The organism is Lutibacter sp. (genome assembly GCF_041555395.1).
Lineage (GTDB): Bacteria > Bacteroidota > Bacteroidia > Flavobacteriales > Flavobacteriaceae > Lutibacter.
Genome location: NZ_JBFFKM010000045.1, coordinates 1 through 20641, shown reverse-complemented (window position 1 = coordinate 20641; position 20641 = coordinate 1). Strand labels below are relative to the sequence as shown.

Here is a 20641-nt window from a genome sequence, read left to right as displayed (position 1 = left end):
TTCGATCCTGCTTCAGGTTGTGAAAGTGCAACTCGCGACAGTAAAACAGCTCTTATTGAAATAGCGCCTAATGCTGGTACGGATGGTTCATATTCTGATTGTGAGATCAATTTAGTGGACCAAAATTTATTCTCTTTACTTGGAGGTGCTGACACTGGAGGTACTTGGACAGCTCCAGATGGTTCTGCTCATTCAGAAACATTTGTTGCAGGAACTGATGTTGCAGGTGTTTATACATATACTGCAGCAGGAGGTACTATTTGCCCTGATGATACTTCAATTGTAACAGTTACCATTACGGTTGTTCCTCCCCCAACAATTGCTGATACAACTCAAACGTTCTGTAAATCTGAAAACGCACTTGTTTCAGACTTAATACCGAATGATGCTTCAATAATTTGGCATGATGCTACTGGAACTGTTTTAGCTCCAACTGATCCTTTATCAGATGGCACTTATTCAGCTTCTCAAACAAATGATCTAAGTGGAACAACCTGTGAAAGTTTAAATAAAACGGATGTCACAGTTATAATATATAATCCGATTACACCAACTACTACGAATGACACTCAAGAGTTTTGTTTATCTGATAGTCCAACAATAGCTAATTTACAGGCGGAAGCAAGTAATGTTGCGTATACAATAGTATGGTATGATGCAACTGGCAGCGCTCCATTAACAACTGACACAGCTTTAATTGATGGAGCTATCTATTATGCAGCTGAAACCATTTCAGATTGTGAAAGTGCTGATAGATTAAGTGTTACAGTTACGATTAACGATGCTTTACCTCCAACTATTTCGACTGTTACTCAAAGTTTTTGCGCCTCATCATCTCCAGAAATTTCAGATTTAAATGTCTCAGGAACCGGAATTGTATGGTATGCTTCTGAAACGGATAACACACCTTTAAATCCAACAGAACTATTAGTTGATAGTGAAGATTACTGGGCAGCACAAACAAATGCTACAACAGGTTGTATCAGTTCAATAAGAGAAGTCGTTAATGTAATATTAACAGACCCAGGTACCCCGGCTATTATTTCATTGGGTAACGAATTTTGTAAAATTGATAAGCCAACGCTGGCGGAATTAAACATAAACGTTTCCGCAAATAGTGGTGGCACAATTTCTTGGTATGACTTTTATCCAAACGGAAACCTTTTAAGTACATCTATAGCATTGGTTGAAGGAGAAACTTATTACGCAATAGAAACAACCGTTAATAGTTGCGAAAGTATAAATCCACTTGCAGTGACTGTGTCTTTAGAAGCTTGCGACGCATATGACGTAGAAATTTATGATGGCTTTTCACCTTCTGGAAATGGCGTTAATGACACCTTTAAATTAGGAAACCTTAGAGACTTGTATCCAAACTTTAAAGTTGAATTTTTTAATCGTTGGGGCGCCTTAGTATATACCGCAAATGCTTCAAAACCAGACTGGGATGGCAGATTAAATGGTGACGGGGAATTAGTGCCTGCCGGCGTTTATTACTTTATTATTAATTTCAATAAAAATGATAGAAAACCTATCCAACGAAGATTATATTTAAGCAGATAATCAATAGTTTAAACAAATACATTTTATACCTAAAAAATGAAAAATATACTAATAACGTTTATTGCACTTTTGACAACAGTAATTATGTGGTCACAACAAGATGCACAATACACACAATATATGTACAATATGAGTGTTATAAATCCCGCGTATACTACAGGTAATATTGGGGTTGTAAATTTCGGCGCATTACACAGAACCCAATGGGTTGGCGTAAATGGCGCTCCAAAGTCTTCAAATATATTTGCTCATACACCAATCAATGACAATGTTGAAGTCGGATTTTCCCTAATGAATGATAATATTGGTGATGTCGTTAAAGAAAATAATCTTTTTGCCGATTTTGCCTATAAACTAGATTTAGAAGAAAACGGAAATCTATCCTTCGGTTTAAAAGCCGGAGTTACTTTTTTTGATGTCAATTTTAACGGGTTTGTATTAGAATCCGGCGACGTTTTTACTGATCCTGATTTTGCTGAAAACATCAATCAATCCTTCTTTAATGTGGGTGTTGGTGTTTATTACAATACCGATAATTATTATATAGGATTATCAATTCCCGCAATTCTAAACGGAGAATATCTCGACAGAAATAATGGGAAATATCAAGGGACGGAGCAAGCACACACGTATTTAACAGGAGGTTATGTTTTTGAAATGAGTGATTTATTTAAATTTAAACCGGCATTTATGGCAAAAGCTGTAAAAGGAGCTCCAATTTCATTCGATATAACCGCAAATGTTTTGTATGACAATAAAGTTGAATTTGGTATAGGATACAGGGTAGATGATGCATTTAGCGGAATGGTAAATTTTAAAGCCACTCCCGAATTGCGAATAGGTTACGCATACGACCATACCATTTCTAACCTAGGTCCATTTAGTTCAGGTTCTCATGAACTCTTTATTTTATACGACTTAAACATTTTAAACAAAAAAAGTGGTTTTGACAAATCTCCAAGATTCTTTTAAAAAACGCCTTGCAACATGAAAAAAATAACATTTTTACTGTTTATTATTACCATCTCAACTCAACTAATGGTAGCGCAAAATTTAGACCGCGCAAACAATTTATTTAAAACTAGAGCATATTTAGATGCTGCGGAGTTGTTTTTAAATGAAGAACCAAAAACACAGGAAATATTGGAGAAACTTGGCGACTGCTATTACTTTAACAATGAAATGAATCAGGCGGAACTATGGTACAAAACGCTCCTCGAAAGTTATGAGGCCAACGTTGACTCAAATTATTTATTTCGATATTCCCAAACACTGAAAGGAGTTAAAAAATTTAAAGAAGCTGACAAATGGTTCCAAAAATATCAAGAGAAAGAACAATTAAAGCCTGCTGAAAAACCAGAAACTTTAACCTTTTTTGAAGCATTGAACAAGGATACTAAAAAACCATATGTTGTTACTAAAGTTTCCATAAATTCGAAATTTTCCGACTTTGGTCCGGCATTTTTTGGTGAAAAAGTGATTTTTGCCTCAGCAAGGAATAACGGAAAATTATATGATTGGAACAATCAGCCTTATTTGGACTTGTATCAAGCCGATGTTAATAACGTTGACTTAACCAATGCAATTCCATTTTCCAAAACCATCAATACAAAAATGCACGAATCAAATGCGGCGTTTACAAAAGATGGAACAACGATGTATTTTACAGGAAATAATATTACTGGTCAAAAAATAGGAAGGGACAAAAACAAAGTAAATCAATTAAGTATTTATAAAGCACAATTTGTTAATAACGAATGGACTAACATTACAGACCTCCCTTTCAATAGCGACCAGTATTCTGTTGAACATGCAGCGCTAAGTCCTGATGAAAAACAACTTTATTTTGCATCTGATATGCCAGGAACAATTGGTTCTTTTGATATTTTTGTGGTGGATATAAATGCAGATGGCACTTATGGTTCTCCGAAAAATTTAGGGCCAAAAATAAACACTTCGCAAAGAGAACAGTTTCCTTTTGTGAGCAGCAAGAACATCCTTTATTTTGCGTCTGACGGCCATTTTGGAATGGGCGGATTGGATATTTTTAAGAGTGAAATTTCAAATGACACTTTTTCTACGCCAAAAAATTTAAGCGATGTGATTAACAGCAATTTAGATGATTTTGGTTTTATAGTTGATGAAGAAAATGGAATTGGTTATTTTTCTTCAAATAGAGAAGGTGGTATGGGTGATGATGATATTTACCGATTTACTCTGGAAAAAACATATTATTTAAATGGATTTGTGAAAAACAAAAATAGTTTAGAACTTCTTCCAGGAACATTGGTTACATTATTTGATGATAAAAACAATGCAATTAATGAGATGATTATTGGCGATGACGCTGCCTATTCCTTTGAAATTGAGAAAAATAAAAATTATAAAATCAGAGGAACCAAAAAATTATTCAATCCTTCTGAAATTGAATTTTCAACCAATCAAAAAGGAGATGTTGATAAAGACATTTTTTTATCTTTAGAATCGTATGAAGATTCCGAAAAGGCTATTGTTGTAGAAAACGAAAAAACTCAAATCAAAATAAACCCAATTTATTTTGATTATGACAAATGGGATATTCGTCCGGATGCAGCTATTGAGCTGAATAATGTTGTGGATATTATGAAGAAATATCCTGATATGACCATTGAAATTGGTGCTCATACCGATGTTCGGGGAAGTGATGAATATAATATGATTTTATCGCACAAACGCGCAAAATCAGTTATGGAATATCTGATAAGCCAAGGGATTTCTAAAGACAATTTAAAATCTGAAGGCTTTGGAGAAACACAACCTTTAAACCATTGCGTTAAAGAGGGTATTTGCAAGGAAGAGGAATATGCGATAAATAGGCGGTGCGAATTTGTGCTAAGCAATTAAAAAAATTAAAAAAGCCGCTATATAGCGGCTTTTTTTATACAAATCTGTGAACTCCAGAATAAAATTTCTTACCTAAATAATTACATCATGAGATTCACTAAATTTTAGGTATAACTTTTGCTAACTTTACAAGAACAAATAATGTTCTATGAGAAAAATTGCAGTTATATTTTCAGCTATTATTTTATTTTCCTTAAATGCAAAAGCCCAGCAGCACCATAAAAATTATGATGATTTATGGAAAAAAGTACACAATTTTCAGAAAAGCAATTTACCAAAATCTGCTTTAAAGGAAGTTGAAAATATTTATGCAACCGCAAAAAAAGAAAACAATGCGCCGCAACTCTTGAAAACATTGCTATTTAAATCGAAATATGCTTTAATTCTTGAAGAAGATGCGCAACTAAATATTATTAATTCCTTCAATACAGAAATTTCAAAATCAGAATTTCCAACAAAAAACATGTTGGAAAGCGTGCTGGCCAATTTATACTGGCAATATTTTCAGCAAAACAGATGGGAATTTTACAACAGAACAACAACTGAAAGTAAAGTTGACACTTCCGATTTTAGAACCTGGGATTTGCAAACCATCTTTGCAGAAATACATTTACATTTTCAAAAATCCCTAGAAAATGAGGTGCTCGCGCAAAAAACAGATTTGAACGGCTTTAACGATATTTTAGAATTGCAGAAAGATTCCAAAATATTTCGTCCGACACTTTATGATTTCTTATCACACAACGCGTTGGATTTCTACAAATCATCAGAAACTTCCATTGCAAATCCGGTTTACAAATTTGAAATTTCAGAAGAGAAATATTTGTCAGATTTCAAAGAATTTTTAACTCTAAAATTAGAAACTAAGGATACTTTATCCCTTCCATTTAATGCCTTAAAAATTTATCAAAAATTAGGGGTATTTCACCAAAAAGAAAATAAAACTGCGGCTTTTATTGCCGTTGAACTTGGAAGATTGTTGTTTGTGAAGCAGCATGCAACCTTGAGCGGAAAAGAAACACTTTTTTTAAATTCATTAATCAACCTTAAAAATGAATTTAAAGCATTGGAAAGCTCCACTTTAATCGATTTTGAGATTGCTACGGCTTATAACAACCAAGCGAATGACTATGTTCCAAAAACAAAAACCAAACAACAGTTTAAACGCGTAAAAGCGCTGGAAATATGTAAGGAAGCAATTGCCAAATTTCCAAATAGTTTAGGCGCTGAAAAATGCAACTTATTAAAACAGCAAATTCTTAACTTATCCTTATCCATAATCGCTGAAAAGTATGCACCCAATCAAAAGGACAATAAGGTATTGGTTTCCTACAAAAATATACCGGAAATATATTTTCATATTTTTAAAATCAATAATAAAGAAAAGGAGGAATTTGCCCGGATTTACAACGATTCGGCTAAAATAGCATTTATTAAAAAACTTGATTTGGTTTCAAACTTTCGTCAAGCCCTTAAAACTGAAAACGATTACCAACAGCACAACACTGAAATTTTAATTCCGCCTTTTTCTAATGGAAATTATCTCATTTACGCTTCAACATTTGAAACCTTAAATGAAAATAGTATATACGCAACGGCATTTATTCAATCAACGGATATTGCAGTAATTGAAAACCGACAAAACAACAGTAACCTCTATCAAATTGTCGACAGAAATACAGGAAAACCTTTGGTTGGCGCCAAAGTAAATGTAAAAAATTACAATACAGGAAAGTACAACACCCCAATAAATGAAAATTATATTGCCGATAACAAGGGCCAAATAAATTTTACCACAAAAACCAATTATAGAAATGTAGTGCTCACTGTAAACTACAACAATGAAATTGCCACATTTGGCGATTATTATTTAAATGAAAACAGCGCGTTAATTCAGGAAACAGAAAAAACCACCATCAGTTCCTTTTTATTTACGGACAGAAGTATTTACAGGCCAGGGCAAACTGTTTATTACAAAGGAATTGTACTTAAAAGCCTGAAAAATAAATCGGAAGTCGTTGCCAGTCAATTTGTTGAAATCACTTTATTCAATGTCAATAATGAAGCCGTAAAATCTATTGAATTAAAAACAAACGATTATGGTTCCTTTAGTGGTGAATTTATACTTCCAACCCAAGGTTTAACAGGAAGTTATTCCATTGAAGTTAAAGAAGGATCAAAAAAAAGCGCGTTGTATGATTTAATGGATGGGTTTAATCATTCGAGAACTGAGATATTAGTAGAAGAATACAAACGCCCAAAATTTGAAGCCGGATTTAAACCTGTTACGGAAACCTATAAATTAAACGATTCCATTACTGTAAATGGAAGTGCTTTTGCTTTTGCGGGAAGCACCATTACTGATGCCAAAGTTTCTTATCGCGTACATAGAAAAGTACAATATCCAAAATGGTTTTATTGGTACCGCCCAATTCCCCCTTCAACGCAAGCCCAGGAAATTAGCTACGGAGAAACCATGACAGATGCTCAGGGAAATTTTAGTATTTCCTTTAAAGCAATTTCGGATAAAAGTGTTGACGCAACAAATTTGCCTATATTTATTTATGAAGTTACTGCTGATGTAACTGATATCAATGGCGAAACCCGAAGTGTCACTACCGAAATAAAAGTGGGCTACCACGCCTTAATTGCTGAAATTAAAATCGAAGCTGAAATCGACAAGAATAAAAAAGACAACTTCTTAACGGTTGAAACCAAAAACCTGAATAATGAAATTGTTTGCGCAAAAGGAATCTTAAAAATTTACAAATTACAGGCACCAAAAAATGTGTTGAGAATGCGTCCTTGGAATGCACCGGATTATCAGGAAATTACCGAAGAGGTCTTTAAAAATAAATTTCCTTATGAGGCCTATTCCAATGAAGATGCCCTTAATAACTGGCCAAAAGGAACTTTGGTTTTTAATAAATTTTTTGACACTTCAAAAGAAACTAAAATTCAGTTGAAAAAAATTAAAAAATGGGAATCCGGAAATTATATTATTGCGTTGGAAACCAAAGATAAATTTGGTCAAAAAGTAAATGACAAACAATTATTTACTGTTTTTAGCGAAACAGAAAATCAGGTTCCCGATAATCAGTTGTTTTTGATTTCAACCAATAAAAAAAGCTACAAGCCAAATGAAAATGTATTGCTAAAAGTTGGTTCCGCTTCAAAAAATATTTTTGTCACTATCGACATTGAAAAAGATCATAAAATAATTGATACGCAAATTATTCACCTGGAAAATAATTCAAAATTTATTCAAATTCCGGTAGCCGAAAAAGATTTGGGCGGCTTCGCCATTCATTACAGTTTTAGCAATTTTAATGCCTTCAAAAGCGGAACACTGCCTATTTCAGTTCCTTATCCGAAAAAAGAATTAGAAATTGAAACGATTACCTTTAGAGATAAATTACTGCCCGGGGAAAACCAAACCTGGAGTTTTAAAATTAAGGGAGAAAAAGGCGATAAAGTTACTGCTGAATTGTTGGCAAGTATGTATGACGCTTCTTTAGATAAATTTAAAGTTCATAGTTGGGAATTTAATCCTATTGAAAAACCTGGTTATTATTCCTACAACAATCGCAATGCAAATAACAGTTTTGGGAACAGCTACTTTAATGTTGTGAATTTACCTCAAAATTATTACAGTTCTCTTCAACAATTTTTTGATCAATTGAATTGGTTTGGATTTCGTTTTGCAAACAATCGAAGATTTTATGACTTAAAAGGGAAAGCAGAAGGTGTTGAAATTGTTTCCAAGGAAGCCAATATTGAAGAAATGGAAATGGCAGACAACAACAGTTTAGAAGAAGTTGTAATGATAAGTAAATTAGAAAATCCTGCTGAATTAAAAGAAAAGCCAGATTTTTCCGCTGTTAAAATTCGTGAAAACTTTAACGAAACAGCCTTTTTCTATCCACATTTAACAACCGACAAAGAAGGGAATATAAGTTTTAATTTTACCGTTCCGGAGGCATTGACAAGCTGGAAATTACAATTGATGGCGCATACCAAAGAATTGGCTTCGGCCACAAAAACCCTGACAACCGTCACCCAAAAAGAGTTGATGGTATTGCCAAATTCGCCTCGCTTTTTAAGGGAAGGAGATACCATTATATTTTCAAGTAAAATTTCAAATTTAATAGAAAACAACCTCAATGGAATGGCTGTTTTAGAGTTAACAGATGCCATTACAGGAAAACAGATTAATGAATTATTGGGAAATAGTTCCGCCACTCAAAAATTCAATGTTGATGCAAAAGGAAATATCCAGGTAAGTTGGAAGCTTGAAATCCCAACAACTGTTCAGGCCATTCAATACAAAGTAATTGCCAAAGCAGGCGATTTTAGTGACGGTGAACAAAATGTATTGCCAGTTTTGTCAAATAGAATGTTGGTGACGGAAACCTTGCCTATGTGGGTTCGCAGCAATCAAACCAAGACTTTCACTTTAGACAAGTTGAAAAACAATGCTTCGACAACGCTCAGCAACCATAAATTAACTTTGGAAATTACGTCGAATCCGGCTTGGTATGCGGTACAGAGTTTGCCTTATTTAATGGAATATCCTTATGAATGTTCCGAACAAATATTTTCGCGTTATTATGCAAATGCCTTGGCAAGTCATATTTTGAATTCAAATCCGCGCATTCAAGAAGTTTTCAATCAATGGAAAACGAGCGATGCCTTGCTTTCAAATTTGGAAAAAAATCAAGAATTAAAATCAATTATAATTGAAGAAACGCCATGGCTGCGCGATGCACAAAGTGAAACTGAGCAGAAAAACAGAATTGCATTGCTTTTCGACTTAAATAAAATGACTAACGAATTGCAAACTGCTGTTTATAGATTAAAAGAAATGCAGTTTGAAAATGGCGGTTTTCCTTGGTTTAAGGGAAGTAATTATCCAAATCGTTATATCACGCAACATATTGCAGCCGGTTTCGGACATTTAAAACAGTTGAATGTTGCCATCAACCAAAAAGACGCTTCTGAAATAATTTCAAGAACAGTACATTTTTTAGATGAAGAAATTGTAACCGATTACCAAACGCTTTTAAAAGAAGCTGAGAAATTAAAAGCAAAAGAAAAAACCATTAAAAAAGGCGTAAAAGCGGCAGCTAATTATTTGGCTCAAAATCATTTGGGTTATTTACAATTGCAATATTTATATATGCGAAGTTTTTACAAGAATTTAAAAACCGATAAAAAGGTACAAACTGCCATAGATTATTACACAAAACAGTCGGCCAACTATTGGAAGGAAAATAATTTGTACTCAAAGGGATTAATTGCTTTAATTCAACATAGAGCGCAAAATAAAACGGTTGCTTCAGCCATTTTAAAATCGCTTAAAGAAAACGGTATTGTTAGCGAAGAACTGGGAATGTATTGGAAAGAAAATACCGAAAGTTGGTATTGGTATCAGGCTCCTATTGAAACTCAGGCTTTATTAATTGAAGCTTTTTCAGAAATTGAAAATGATTTTGCAACGGTTGATGAATTAAAAGTTTGGTTGCTGAAAAACAAGCAAACCAACAGCTGGAAAACAACCAAAGCAACTACTGAAGCCGTTTATGCGCTATTATTACAAGGAAATGATTGGTTGTCGGTAAGCGAATCGGTTGACGTGACTGTAGGAAATCAAAAAATTGAGCCTTCAAAAATAGAAAATGTAAAAACAGAAGCCGGAGCAGGTTATTACAAAACTTCATGGAACGGAAATGAAATTACGCCAAATATGGGTGAAGTAACCCTTTCCAAAAAAGGAGAAGGCATTGCCTGGGGAGGTTTGTACTGGCAATATTTTGAAGATTTAGATAAAATAACCACTGCGGAAACACCGCTTAAATTAAATAAAAAATTATTCGTAAAATCTAATGCTGATAAAGGCAAATTGTTAACCGAAATAACCGAAAATTCGAAATTAAAAGTTGGTGATTTGATTACCGTTCGAATTGAATTAAAAGTTGACAAGCTTATGGAATTTGTTCATATGAAAGATATGCGCGCCAGTGGTTTAGAGCCCGTAAATGTATTGTCGCAATACAAATGGCAAGATGGTTTGGGTTATTATGAAAGCACCAAAGATGCTTCAACCAACTTCTTTTTTGAAAATTTACCAAAAGGCATTTACGTTTTTGAATATGATTTGCGTGTTAATAATGCCGGTAATTTCAGCAACGGAATTACAACAATACAAAGCATGTATGCTCCGGAATTTAGCAGTCACAGTGAAGGAGTAAGAATTAAGGCTGATTAATTATGGTTGCTGAGCGTAGTCGAAGCATTATTTTTTAGGAGGATATTTGCTTAATAATTTTTTAAACGCCTCAGCATAAAGTTGTTCTTTTTGGGTAATTTCAACGTTGCTTTGAAAATTGCCTTCATAAAAACCGCGCCAAACCAATTTATCGTTTTTTGCATCTACAAAATCAATGGTAAATTGTTTGGTTAAAGTGTTGCTGTTAATTGGTATTTGACCGCCAAGACTTATGCCGGAATGTCTTCCATAACTGCCAAAACCAATGCCAACAGAATTCCTTTGTGCTTCAAACTGATTTAACTGAACATCAACGTAAATGGCAGGATTTTCATCATAAGCAAGGCCTTTTTCCACGATTGCATTTTCCAATTGGGCAAAAATCCGCTTCGCTTCTATCTCATTTACGGAAAGTTTAATATCATCAAAAAAACGAAAAGTTTTGTATTGGTTAAAATCGGCCTGATCATCATAATCATACACTGTTCTTGGGCCTGCGCAACTCACAAAAACAAATACTAACAGAAATTTAAAATATTTCATCCCCTTAAATTTAAAAATATTCATCAATACCTCCTATAAAATTAAGAATAATTCTGATTTAACCAGCTATATAAAATAGTATCTTTGAAAAAAATTAAAGATGATGGATTTAAATTTAATTCCAAATATAAAACACACCAAAAGCAACAATTTCTTTTTGTTAGCTGGTCCTTGTGCCATTGAAGGTGAAGAAATGGCCTTAAGAATTGCCGAACAGATTTTAAAAGTGACCGATAAATTGGAGATTCCTTTTATTTTTAAAGGGAGTTTTAAAAAAGCGAACAGATCGAGAATAGATAGTTTTACGGGAATTGGTGATGAAAAAGCCTTAAAAATACTCAAAAAAGTATCCGACACTTTTAACATTCCAACGGTTACTGATATTCATGAAATTTCAGATGCTGCCATGGCCTCTGAATATGTTGACGTGTTACAAATTCCTGCATTTTTGGTACGCCAAACCGATTTGGTGGTAGCAGCGGCTAAAACAGGAAAAGTGATCAATTTGAAAAAAGGACAATTTATGAGTCCGGCCGCAATGAAACATGCCGTGCAAAAAGTAAAAGACAGTGGCAACGAAAAAGTGTGGATTACCGATAGAGGAACCATGTTCGGTTACCAGGATATGATTGTTGATTTTAGGGGAATTCCAGAAATGCAACAGTTTGCACCAACAATTTTAGACATCACACACTCTTTACAACAACCAAATCAAAGCAGCGGTGTTACAGGCGGAAAACCTGAATTGATTGAGACTATTGCCAGAGCAGGAATCGCAGTTGGCGTTGATGGTTTATTTTTAGAAACACATTTTGATCCTGCAAATGCAAAAAGTGATGGCGCCAATATGCTTGATTTAAAATATTTAGAAAATTTATTAACCCATTTGGTTGCCATCAGAAAAACAATAAACAATTTTCAATAAACAATTACATAAGTTTACCTATATTCATAAAAAAAGCGACAAAATTTTAAAATTTTGTCGCTCTTTTAGTATTTCAATATATTATTATCCGCATTTGGTATGTCCGCAATTTTTGCATTTTAAACAACCTTCTTCATAAATTAATCCGTCAGGATCGCCACAATCCGGACATTTTTTATCTACTGCCTGTGTGCCATCCTCCACAAATTGTTTTAATGCACGTGCGATGCCGTTTTTCCATGTATTGATATTTTCGTCATACATGTTCAAATTATTAATTAAATCGACTGCATAAGGAATTGGCATTCCGTGACGCAATACGCCGGAAATTAATTTGGCATAATTCCAATATTCTTTATCAAAAGTACGTGACAATCCTTCAAAAGTAACTTTATATCCTTCCTTATCACGAAATTGAAAATCATAACGGGATTCTCCACTCTTATCTCTGTTTTTTATTACCCAACCCTCTTCAAGCCAAGCCGGTAAAATGAAAGCGTCTTCAATTTTTCCTGTAAATATTTCATATGGCCTGTTGTTTATCAAACCTACAACTGCAACCCATTTCTCATAATCATTTTGAAAACGAACTATTTTTGCCGCAATTTTTTTAGGGCGTTTTGGGAAAACGGTTTCTGCATAGCAGTCTGCTTTTTTATCTGCTTTTTTGGTGTCATTTGCGATTAAAATTCCGCTTCGGGAGCCATCTCTGTACACTGTAATTCCTTTCAATCCTTTACGCCAAGATTCAATATAAATATCGCCTACCAAATCTACAGGAACATCACTGGCCAAATTTATAGTTGAACTAATGGAATGCGTGGTGTATTTTTGAACCAGCGCTTGCATTTCTACACGTTTTTTCCAATCAATTTCAGGTGCTGTAGATCCTTTATATGGACTTTCATTAATGTCGGTTTTCCCGGTAACATCCATCCATTGTTTCAATTTTGGATGATAAACTTCAAATTCTTCAAATGCATCACCCATATCATCAACATAAGCAACTTTTGCATTTAAATCGTCTTGATTTACTTTTCTTCTTCGTTTATACGACAATAAAAACACAGGTTCTATTCCTGAAGAAGTTTGTGCCAACATACTCAAACTTCCAGTTGGCGCCACAGTACTGATGGAAATGTTTCTTCGGCCGTATTTCATCATTCGCGCATAAACATCCGGAAATTCCTTTTCCATCATTTGCACAAATTCTGAAAATTTTTCTATTTCCGGGCTAAAAACCTCAAATTTACCTCGGGTAATCGCCATATCAATGCTGCTGTCAAACTCACCTCTCAACTTGGTTTTCATAATCTCGTCTACAACTGCTATTGCTTCATCTGTGTCAAACTTTTTGCCCAAAGCAGCCATTGCATCTGCCAAAGCGGTAAAACCTAATCCTGTTCTTCTCCCCTTTTTACCAGTTTTATATAATAATTTCCATGTATCTATTTCAACCTGTTTAATTTTATCAGGCTCTTTATCGTGCATTATTTTATTGAAAATTTTATTTACAGCTTCCAATTCCAAATCCACCAAATCATCCATCAAACGTTGCGATTCATAAACAATTTCATAGAATTTTTTAAAATCGAACTTGGCTTTTTCGGTAAACGGGTTTTCAACAAAACTATATAAATTAATTGCAATTAAACGACAGCTATCGCCTCCTTGCATCGCAATTTCTGAACAAGGATTTGTAGAACTGTTTTTAAATCCTGGATAAATGGATGAAGTTGAATAATAATGTTGACGGTCCCAAAATATCAACCCGGGTTCAGCTGTGTTATGGGCACATTTTATAATGGTGTCCCAAAGAGATCTTGCTTTAATTACTTTTGTATAGGTTGGTGTTTTACTCTCGATTGGCCAGCGTAGCGTATAATCGTCATCATTTACGACCGCCGCCATAAATTCATCTGACAAGCGAATAGAAATATTGGCGCCGGTTACTTTTGTCAGATCTTGTTTTATGGTAACAAAATCTTCAATGTCAGGATGTGCAATATCCATCGTGAGCATTAATGCCCCTCTTCTACCGTTTTGAGCAACTTCCCTTGTGGTATTTGAAAAACGGTCCATAAATGAAACCGCTCCTGTTGTAGTGCCGGCCGAATTGGAAACTTGGGCACCACCTGGTCTTAAATTAGATAAATCCACACCAACACCGCACCGTCTTTTAAACAATTGCGCCAATTGCTGATCTGTATGAAATATCCCACCATAAGAATCAAAAACAGAAGGAACAACCACACAATTTGACAAGGAAGCAATAACATTATTGTTCCCTAAGGAAGACATTACGCTTCCCTGCGGAATGACATATTTAAAATCTTTAAATAAATTAAAAATGGTTTTTTCTGATAAAAATTCACGTTTTTTTCCATAATCCGAAAGCCCTTCCCCTTTCTTTTCCCCTTCCTGATATTTTCTTTCTATGCGGCCAAATTCCACCGCCATACGTTGATGCATATCATTGGGCGTAGTCTCTAAAAACTCACCCGTTTTGGTTTTCATTGCATACTTATTCATCCACGTTGTCGCTGCAAGCTCATCACCTTTAAAATAAGCCAAGTTACTCTTTAACAAATCATTATAGGTAAAAGTTTTCGGAAATACTAATTCTTCTGTCATTTTTAAGTAGGTTTATGGTTGCTGAAAATCAAGCTATAAAATTATTGAATATTTAAACTTATCTCGTGTTAAATTTTAATTAGTTAATAACATTTCATTGTTGAAAAGTTATAATTTATTAACAGTTTTTTTTTGTAATTTTAGCTTTTACTAAAATTCATGAAAGATTGAATATAAAAATTCATAATTTGTCATTAAGGGGAATCACCGGAATTTTAGCAGGCGTATTTTCATTAATCTTCATTTTTGGCATTCATCTTTTATTGTCGCAATATGCTTCAGGATCTTCAGGGATTTCCGTGTTGCCCATTTCTTTTTTTGAAATTCTGATTTTTAGTATTTCTTTTATTTATATTCTAATATCCTACTTTACAGTCGTCCTTATTAATAAAAGAAGGAGAAGAAAAATTTATTTTAGAAAATGGGACTTTAAAGCAAAAAATATTCGCCGTATTTATTTAATGCATCTGCTGGTTGGCGGAATTATTTTATATTTTCTGATGACAAACGGACTTATTAAATTAATAATTCCTGCTTCGATCATACTTTACGGAATTGCAGGAATAATTTCAAACAGATATACTTATGGCGCCACTTCTGTTATGGGTCTTGTTTTTCTAATATTGGGTGTTTTAGTGATGTTTTTCCCATTTTTAGCGTTTTATCTATGGGGATTCGCTTTTGGCGTTTGCCATATTGCATATGGGCTGTTTTATTATAGGAGCAGTAAGTTTTAATTGCTCAATTTTAAATTTTAAGTCTTCTTACCAAATCTTCCAATCCGTTTAATTGAATTTCATAAACCAAATGCATCATTTCTCCCAATTTATTCTTTGGAAAACCTTTATTTCGATACCACACCAAATAAAATTCAGGCAAATCGATTAAATATTTTCCTTTATATTTTCCGAAGGGCATTTTAGTATTTGCCAGTTGTTCCAGCAAATGTTGCTGATTATCTTCCATCCACAAAATCTTGCAAATAGCGGAATCTTTCCGTAAGTTTTCCGTTTTCAGTCATTTTAGCTCTTTGAAGAACACCATATTCATCATTATTAAAAAAAGCAGGAATCACATGCTGCGCAAAGCTTTCTCCGAAACCTTCCGAAGCATCTTTTGGCAATTCACAAGGTAAATTATCAACCGCCATAACGGCTATTGCATCTTTATCCATGAAATGTACTTCTTGTTCACTTTTCGGATTGTATCCGTAATTAGGCTCTTCAATTGTTGAAGATCGAATGGTGGAAGCCACTGGTCCGTCAATATCACAACTAATATCTGCTATCACTTTAATGTTAAAATCTTTTGATTTTGCATCTTCTCTAGTAAAAATAAAAGGTGCTCCAACCCCATAAAAATGTGCTGCAATATACAAATCTGCCACTTTGGCGAAACGCATAAAATCACTTTTATAGTCTTGCGGATTGTTAAAAAAATCATTTTGATCTTTTAAAATACCATCTATTCTTTTATTGTAATCCAGTACATCTATTTGAACATAAACCGGTTCCTCAAAAGTATGGGTTAAAAATTCATCTACAGAAACTTTGCGCATTTGCATCCCATCCAACATTTCTTTTGCACCGTTTCCTACCCTTCCTTTCCCCGTTAAAACAACTTTAATAGCTGGTAATTTCAATTTTTTCAACTCTTCAATCAACATTTTTTGATCGTGCAAAACTTCAGCTTTAGGTAAATTGAATAAATTAAATTTTAAACCAAATGTTCTAAAAGCATTGTAAGCGCCAACAATACCTGCATATTTACCAAAAGCCACTAACCTGATATTGTTTTTATCAGTGATTGTTTCGTGATCATAATGTTCTATATTTTTAGCCAAAATAGCCTTTAATAAATCGCGATTGTATTTTTGTTTTTTGATGGTATGAGAAAAGAAAAAGTATTTTTTATTCGGAATTAAACTATCAATTGGCACTTCCTTTACCCCTAACAACACCTCACAATCAGAGAGGTCATTCACCACTTCAATTCCCTCATTTCTATAGTCTTCATCAGAAAAAAAACGTGAGTCAGAGCTTTCAACTTTAATTTCAAGTTGAGGATATGTTTTTAAAAGTGTTGCGCATTTTTTTGGAGACAATACGACTCTTCTGTCTGGCGGATTTTTTCGTTCTTTAAGGATTCCTATCTTCATGGTGTAACTTGGTATAAATTTTGCTTCAAAGGTATTAGGAATTAAAGGATATTGCAAACGATAAGTTTGATTGAATTTTTATACATTTGCATTCTTCTTAGAAGAATTGGTTCTTTGATTTATTGGGGACGACTGGTTTTGACTGCAAGGTCAATTAAGGTATAAGCATGTCGAGTAATGAAATAGCACTCGTAAATCTCAATTTCAAAAATTTAAACGGCGAAGATAACTACGCTTTAGCTGCTTAATCCGAATCACAGTAGGATGAGCCTTGTCGCACTAGGTGCGAAAGCTAAATGTCTCATGAAAGCCTTGGTTAGCGGCGGTCAATATAGAGGCATCGTAAAAGTTAACATAGATTTGCTATTGTTTCGTTAGCATTTTGAAACTTAAGAAACTAAGCTTAAAGTGGGCTGTTTTCGGTCAGCTTTAAGTCGAAAACCAAACGAAAAATAAACATGTAGAAAGTATTTTGGTTGCTTGTTTGGACCCGGGTTCGATTCCCGGCGTCTCCACTATTCAATATTATAATTATTTAAATATCAGTTATTTAAATATTTGTTTTTTGTTTTTTGTACGATTTATGTACGACCATCAATAAATAAATATGTTATTTAATATTCCGTTTTCATATTAGGAAAATTTTATCCATTCGATGCCCGCTTTTAAAACTTCTCACCTCTTTAATTTTGTTTTCCCAAATATCATACACAGCTTCTACAAAGAACATATCAATAGCATAGCAGCTTACCGCTTCCGTTTTTGAAATATGGTTATCCAAAAAAATACCTTTATCCCAAAGAACCTTTAATTTGCCCTCATCATTTAACCTATTAAATTCATATAATGTCATAGTAAAAATGTTTATCAAAAGAAGATGTAAACTAAATATGCAATGACGGCAACAGCAGCATAAACTAATCCTAATATGAATATGCCTTTTACTTTATTGTATAATTATCATAGTAGTCGTTATGTCGCTTATCCTTTTTCATCTTAGAAAGATACACAATAAATATAATAATCGTAGGTAAATAAATTTCACTTCTTCTCTCTGATTTGTTAAAATCTGCGTTTTTTCTCTTATATTTTTTGAAATAAATAAATATTTTATTATCTACGACAATTTTATTCCCATGAGTAAGGTTACTCATTGCTTCAAATTATTTAGGTCATAATGTTTTGAAGATTATAACTTTAAACTAATAATACGTAAAACGTTGAAAAATGAGGTCATGGGTAACCTTTCCCATTGAAAAAAAGGATAAAATTTACGTATATAATCCACCCTTTTCTTTTAATTTAATGGCATAAAAATCTATAAAATATTAATTTCATGTCATTTTCAGAAACCGAAAAATTAATTCAATTATATAATGAAAACCCTTCAGCAAGTTGGTGCGAATCAGGAGGTATTGCAGAAAATAGAATAGGTATAAATAATAACATTGAAATGTGCGTTGAGCATGAAGATGTAGTTAAAAAAAGGTTTAGGAAGGAATACGATAAGAACAATAAAAATAAAATTTATTATTTTGGGTGTCCACTCGAAACTTATAAAGTTACATATAATAGTAGGTATCAAGAATTTATTAGAAATTATCCTGATGCATTAGAAGCTGAATTTATTTTTGATGAATTAGGGGTTTTTACAAAAGAATTTAGATTTCCTTATGTAGATATTACCACAAGGCTAGGTATATTATCTTCGCTTCGTCGGCGTGAAGAGTATTTATTGGAAAGATTGGATGATTTAGGGTATCATTATTATGGTGAAGAAATAATCAATGATACATTAGACCCCCAAAAAATGTTGTAATTTTTCGCATCGACCGAAATAAAAAATATGAACCTTTGAATATAGTACATCCAATAGATGCAAATATTTCCCAAACCCAATTCATGGAATTATTTAAGGCTCTTTTTGACAGCAAATTTTTTAAAGATAGTAATAAGACTGATGCATTAAAGAGTTTCAGTAAATATTGTAAGATAAATATTAATAATCCTGACAAGTTATTGCAAGATATAAAAAAAGGATGAATGGTAATGAGACACTATATATTGATAAGCTAAAAACAAGTTTATTAGATTTTTTTAATAAATAAAAAAAACGTTATCAAGACGTTAGTACCTTTACAGTGAAATAATTAGAAATAATATTGTGGAATAATTTAAAAACAAATAATTATGAAACAAATTATTTTTACAGGTATTACACCTGAAGATTTTCAGAATGACATCCTTAAACTATTCAAAGCTCAATTTGATGAGTTGAAAAGGGAATATTCCCCTAAGAAACCTGAAGAATTTCTTACTCGCAAAGAAACGGCAAAGATGCTGCATGTTGATGAGTCCACACTTTATAATTGGAACCGCAGAGGAGTACTTTCTCCTGTGGGTATCGGTGCAAGAGTTTATTACCGAAGAACCGACATAGAAAATTGTTTAGTCGAACTTAAAATCTCTAAAAAATGATAGAATATATAGAATTGGAAATTTTAGAATTTAATTTTACTGAACTAAAAAGAAACCCCTTACTCGTTTGGGTCATTATTAACAAGGTAAAAAGTGTCTTTTTCATCATCAACCATCCATTTTTCTAATTGAATTTCATTCAAAGGAAACATATCAAAATATTTATCTGGTGCATGTAAAGGGGTGTGAGGTCTAACAAAACCTATGCCCATAAAAAAGGGTTGGTTCTCACTGCACGTTTCAAGTTCTTTTATCCTTTTTACAGCCCATTGCGCATGTAATTCATCTTGCATCAAATCTCTATCATCATCATTGATGTATCGCATGGGTTTATTGTCCCATCCATAAATCCATCCTTTTCCACCTTTAATTCCTTCTGATTTAGCCACGGAAAGCCTCCCAAAAGAGCCATCAATACCTCCTATTGAATTAAAAGGAGCTGGAACACTTGGGTTACTTGTATTTTTTTTACCATCAAAATATATGGGCCCGTAGTTATGTCCTAATGGCATACCCCATTCATTCCAATCTTCTACAATACTGCCATGTGTAATTTTTCCTGTTCCTAAAGTTTTATAACCATTTTCTTTAAAATACCGAATGAGCGTTTTGTTATTTTTTAATACTGGCTGATTTTTTAAGTCTGTCCAACCGTAATCTTTTGAATCATGAGGATAAACACCCGTTATTGAACTGTTTCTTGACGGCGAACAAACTGGTACATTGGACGCTGCATTCAAAAATTGAACCCCTGAAGCTGCTAATTTATCAATATTTGGAGTTTTTGCTTGCGGATGTCCTCCAAACACACCTTGGTAATCGTTTAAGTCATCGCAAATAATAAACAAAACATTTGGTTTGCTTATTAAATTTTGTGATACTAAATGCTGAAAGTTGAAAAGAAAAAAAAGAAAAATAGATATTGTTTTTAAAAAAATCATCTGTAAAATCTTAATTAAATTATTAACTATAAAAGGCTCTTTAACACTCAAACTAATACTAGACGTAATTGTGTTTCATAATATGTTCTTTTCAAATTTAAAGGATCATAACAACCTATTCTAATGCAGTTTTATATGGTCTCTTTCTATTATGTGCTTTTTGATTTTTGCAGATAATTCATTAACCAGTTTTTTGTTTTCCTTTTCCTCTGAAATATTAACGTTTTCCTCAGGATCCTTACTTAAAT

The 20641-nt window shown here is 33.4% G+C and carries 14 protein-coding genes and 1 other RNA gene; 9 read left to right on the top strand and 6 right to left on the bottom strand.

Translation table 11 applies throughout. The features are described from left to right. The 4 genes from ABY285_RS09720 to ABY285_RS09705 form a co-directional block, all read left to right on the top strand. The coding region (locus ABY285_RS09720; RefSeq protein WP_372769503.1) for a gliding motility-associated C-terminal domain-containing protein at nt 1–1563 on the top strand (1563 nt) is incomplete at its 5' end. Between the two features lie 36 nt (nt 1564–1599). Beyond that, a complete protein-coding gene (locus tag ABY285_RS09715; RefSeq protein WP_372769501.1) occupies nt 1600–2535 on the top strand; it encodes a type IX secretion system membrane protein PorP/SprF in 936 nt (311 codons plus the stop codon). Between the two features lie 15 nt (nt 2536–2550). Further along, complete coding sequence (locus ABY285_RS09710) at nt 2551–4446, top strand: OmpA family protein (protein WP_372769499.1); 1896 nt, start codon at nt 2551–2553, stop codon at nt 4444–4446. A 148-nt stretch (nt 4447–4594) separates the two neighbouring features. Then, complete coding sequence (locus tag ABY285_RS09705) at nt 4595–10714, top strand: alpha-2-macroglobulin (RefSeq protein WP_372769497.1); 6120 nt, start codon at nt 4595–4597, stop codon at nt 10712–10714. Nucleotides 10715–10741: 27 nt separating this feature from the next. Here ABY285_RS09705 and ABY285_RS09700 read toward each other — a convergent pair whose 3' ends face one another. Then, the gene (locus ABY285_RS09700) at nt 10742–11257 is read right to left on the bottom strand and encodes a DUF4136 domain-containing protein (protein ID WP_372769495.1); all 516 of its coding nucleotides are present in this window, start codon (nt 11255–11257) and stop codon (nt 10742–10744) included. Nucleotides 11258–11360: 103 nt separating this feature from the next. Here ABY285_RS09700 and kdsA point away from each other — a divergent pair, with 103 nt between their 5' ends. Continuing rightward, a complete protein-coding gene (gene kdsA / locus ABY285_RS09695; RefSeq protein ID WP_372769505.1) occupies nt 11361–12182 on the top strand; it encodes a 3-deoxy-8-phosphooctulonate synthase in 822 nt (273 codons plus the stop codon). Between the two features lie 84 nt (nt 12183–12266). On the opposite strand, the gene ABY285_RS09690 is transcribed toward kdsA, so the two are convergent. Continuing rightward, nucleotides 12267–14816 (bottom strand): adenosylcobalamin-dependent ribonucleoside-diphosphate reductase, encoded by a 2550-nt coding sequence (locus tag ABY285_RS09690; protein ID WP_372769493.1) that lies wholly within the window; start codon nt 14814–14816, stop codon nt 12267–12269. Nucleotides 14817–14983: 167 nt separating this feature from the next. On the opposite strand from ABY285_RS09690, the gene ABY285_RS09685 reads away from it, so the two are divergent. After that, nucleotides 14984–15553 carry a hypothetical protein gene (locus ABY285_RS09685; protein ID WP_372769491.1) on the top strand — a complete coding sequence of 190 codons (570 nt, stop codon included), beginning with the start codon at nt 14984–14986 and terminating at the stop codon, nt 15551–15553. A 10-nt stretch (nt 15554–15563) separates the two neighbouring features. On the opposite strand, the gene ABY285_RS09680 is transcribed toward ABY285_RS09685, so the two are convergent. After that, complete coding sequence (locus tag ABY285_RS09680; RefSeq protein WP_372769489.1) at nt 15564–15782, bottom strand: DUF3820 family protein; 219 nt, start codon at nt 15780–15782, stop codon at nt 15564–15566. Then, a complete protein-coding gene (locus ABY285_RS09675; protein ID WP_372769487.1) occupies nt 15772–16974 on the bottom strand; it encodes an NAD(P)-dependent oxidoreductase in 1203 nt (400 codons plus the stop codon). The genes ABY285_RS09680 and ABY285_RS09675 overlap by 11 nt, the downstream gene beginning before the upstream one ends. Nucleotides 16975–17098: 124 nt before the next feature. Here ABY285_RS09675 and ssrA point away from each other — a divergent pair. Next, nucleotides 17099–17492, top strand: a transfer-messenger RNA (tmRNA) gene (gene ssrA / locus ABY285_RS09670). Nucleotides 17493–17602: 110 nt separating this feature from the next. On the opposite strand, the gene ABY285_RS09665 is transcribed toward ssrA, so the two are convergent. Then, a complete protein-coding gene (locus ABY285_RS09665; protein ID WP_372769485.1) occupies nt 17603–17827 on the bottom strand; it encodes a hypothetical protein in 225 nt (74 codons plus the stop codon). A gap of 483 nt (nt 17828–18310) precedes the next feature. Here ABY285_RS09665 and ABY285_RS09660 point away from each other — a divergent pair, with 483 nt between their 5' ends. Then, entirely contained in the window at nt 18311–18793 is a 483-nt protein-coding gene (locus tag ABY285_RS09660; RefSeq protein ID WP_372769483.1) for a hypothetical protein, read from the top strand. A gap of 371 nt (nt 18794–19164) precedes the next feature. Further along, on the top strand, nt 19165–19452 hold the full coding sequence (locus tag ABY285_RS09655) for a helix-turn-helix domain-containing protein (RefSeq protein WP_372769481.1): 288 nt from the start codon (nt 19165–19167) through the stop codon (nt 19450–19452). A gap of 59 nt (nt 19453–19511) precedes the next feature. Here the strand turns inward: ABY285_RS09655 and ABY285_RS09650 are convergent, their stop codons facing one another. Beyond that, a complete protein-coding gene (locus tag ABY285_RS09650; protein ID WP_372769479.1) occupies nt 19512–20300 on the bottom strand; it encodes a sulfatase-like hydrolase/transferase in 789 nt (262 codons plus the stop codon). Nucleotides 20301–20641: the final 341 nt, after the last annotated feature.